Consider the following 2,818-nt stretch of genomic DNA (forward strand, 5'->3'; position numbering starts at 1 on the left):
TTTTCTAATTCTATAACCAGTATAGCGGAATCATCATTTTGAAGACCGCTTTTTCGCAGTTCAGTGATCCTGTTTTCATATATTTCCTGGGATTTCCAGCTACGAATTTCATCGACTGCGCTCTGCTTGTGTTCAATAAACCATTCAGAAAGAGCATCAGTCATTAAATAAAACACCCCCTCTTCTAGTTCATGTTTTATTTGTCTAATTTTCCCTCTTCCTAAACTCTCCCGACTATCAAAATAGTCAGGGAAATTATCAAATTCAAAATCTTTTTTTGATGATAGATGTATTACGTCAGAAAAATTTTCTGAAATATTGATGGTATGTCGAGGAACGAAAAAAAGAAAGCTATCTCCCAAAGCGAAGGACTCCCATTTCAAATTTGAATTTTCTTCAAAAAAATTTAAGCCTACGAATGTCGCTGCCGCTGAACGTCCCTGTGCAAAAAAATTTCGGACGTAGTATTTTTGATTAGGCCGGTTTACAATGTCAATAATTTTTCTCTCCCAGTCACCTTGCAACAATTTGATGGTATCTTTGGAATCAATATTTACTCGCCCTTTGGTTTTTAGAAAAGACTCAACCAAAATTTCTGCCCATAATCCTGGAAAGAAAGATTTTGAAACACCATCAGACACGCAAAACTTATTGGTAGCTGAATTGACACCATAACGATCAAAGCAGTCATCAAATGTTTCTGCTTCTTTATGATAAATAAATCCTTTGATGGAGATTTTCATTATGTACACATTAAAAAGAAGCTCTGTTTAAACCGCCAGATGATCCAAAATTTATAAATTTGATGAGCGATTCCGGAGATGCGTTTGAAATGAAACCTTTAGAATTGGCCTTCAAACTATCCATATCTAAGTTTTTAGCCGCGCGTTTATATACCTCGGGAACTTTACTTGAAATTTTGAATAAAAATTTAGACATCTCATCCCCCACAAGCTCTTCGGTGTTTTCAGGGAATTGAATTTCCTCTTGATTTTTAGCAATATGGACATTAAATATTAGAGGGTTGCCGTCCAAAGTTTCAAGATTCATTATCTCGGTTGCGGCAGTTATTGTATTTATTGTTTCCGCTTTTGATGCTTCAGGATTTCCACCATCAGGTCTACCATCCGAGACATTGATAATTACTGGAACTGGATTGTCATTTTTTACAGAAATCCATTTATCAATTAACTTTTTGGCAAATTCAAAAGCTCCCGCCATTGGAGTAATTCCAGAGGCAGATGGCTCAATAAAAATAGGTACTTCAATTTCCATGTCAAAAAAACCACCAACTCCATCTTTTACTCTCTTTGTTACTGTGTCAATTCTCAATGGCGATTCAGCATATTCGCTGAGATAATCTGACCTGAGATCCTTAATACTAGCTCCACCGTAACCTATGAGTGAAATAAATACTCTGTTCTTTACTGTTTCACCAGCTGCATTAGTAGCGATTAATTCATTAATTGTTTTATTTATTACTTCGGCTGTATAGTCAGCAAAAGTTTTCTCGTCCGCCCATTCATTCCCCATTGACGAAGATTGATCAATTAAGAAGATCAAATAGCCAGGTGTCGCCGTGCTCCATTGTTTAGAATAGTTATTCATCTTATAAAAAAGCTACTTACTGATATAAGATTCAAACATACGTATAATCTTGCTTGGAATCTAAATTGAGATTCCAAAATAAAACTGATTCAGCTACTATAGAGGCAAAAAGACACCTAGTAGCATTTTGTTCCCTGAAAAAATAACCTACATAGGCGGCATGTCGAACCGGAAAACTCAATCGGGCAACCGAGTTAATATCTCTAAAAACAAAGAATTATAGACTTAAAAAAGGGAAAAAATCTCATTTAAATACTTTGTCCCATGAAGGATACTCAAACTGGGCTCGAATCAAAAGTTTAACAGGGTATTTACTTCAATTATCTAAAACGGTTCGATATCCTTGATTGACCGAGCTATACATTTCTTTTATCTAAAATATCATTATCAATAAATACCACAATTTCACCATTATACGTCAAAATTTGGTCAGGTGGTGATAGGTTATTATTCCATCACATTACAAGTAATTGGAAAAAGGCTTAGCAATTTTAGCCTTGGGGCTGAAGTCAAAGGTTCTAAGTCTTCTACTCTAACCAAACTTTTTTTGAAAGATTTATAAGTCATATGCTCACATGCATTGTTAAGCAAAAATCCAAATCAGTCTCCACCCACCACAACCGCTCTAATCGAGCAGTCATGGTGGGTTCTCAGGAAATTACCCGATGTTGATGACTGTTGGCTTCTTCTCATAATACTGCAACAACTTCATTTGAAGATCTACTAACAAGCTTTCTCTTTGATGTAACTTCTCACTCAATTCTTCAATTTTCAAAGTATCCTCTGATTTGAGTCCTGTAAAGTCACTGGAAAACATATCAACAATAGATACTTTAAAAAGATCTGCAATTTGACGAAGCCTATTGGTATTGACATCCGTTACCCCCGTTTCTATTTTCGAATATGCTGGAATAGAAATTTTAAGTAGCTCCGCTACTTCACGTTGCCTCCATCCCATTTTTTGACGGAGGAACTTGATGTTTTTTGAGATTGTTTTCATGATTTTTTGTGTTTTAAATGAATAATAATTCTGTTAAGGGAGAAAAAGGACTAACCTTCTGCAGCAGGTATTGACCTTCCTCTTTTTGCCAGTTTTAAGGCTACTTCCAAGTTTTACAGGGATAACCCTCTGTTTTCCTTTCAACCGGGTCTCCCCTGGCAGATTCCCGACGATTACGTGAGTTTGAGATGCTCATTCCGTTAATTTTAG

General features: G+C 35.9%; 3 protein-coding genes. All 3 read right to left on the reverse strand.

What is annotated here, in order from left to right:
* The coding region (locus DBR11_RS03980; RefSeq protein ID WP_199233752.1) for a hypothetical protein at positions 1–743 on the reverse strand (743 nt) is incomplete at its 3' end.
* 10 nt (positions 744–753) lie between these two features.
* A complete protein-coding gene (locus DBR11_RS03985; protein ID WP_146186451.1) occupies positions 754–1,608 on the reverse strand; it encodes a vWA domain-containing protein in 855 nt (284 codons plus the stop codon).
* A 658-nt stretch (positions 1,609–2,266) separates the two neighbouring features.
* A complete protein-coding gene (locus DBR11_RS03990; protein WP_108550324.1) occupies positions 2,267–2,608 on the reverse strand; it encodes a helix-turn-helix domain-containing protein in 342 nt (113 codons plus the stop codon).
* Positions 2,609–2,818 lie beyond the last annotated feature (210 nt).

This window comes from Pedobacter sp. HMWF019 (assembly GCF_003061025.1).
Classification (GTDB): Bacteria; Bacteroidota; Bacteroidia; order Sphingobacteriales; family Sphingobacteriaceae; genus Pedobacter.

What these genes read in the sequence shown, in the direction of transcription:
- DBR11_RS03985 (WP_146186451.1), bottom strand. Translation starts at nt 1,608, where the DNA reads ATGAATAACTATTCTAAACAATGGAGCACGGCGACACCTGGCTATTTG.
- DBR11_RS03990 (WP_108550324.1), bottom strand. Translation starts at nt 2,608, where the DNA reads ATGAAAACAATCTCAAAAAACATCAAGTTCCTCCGTCAAAAAATGGGA.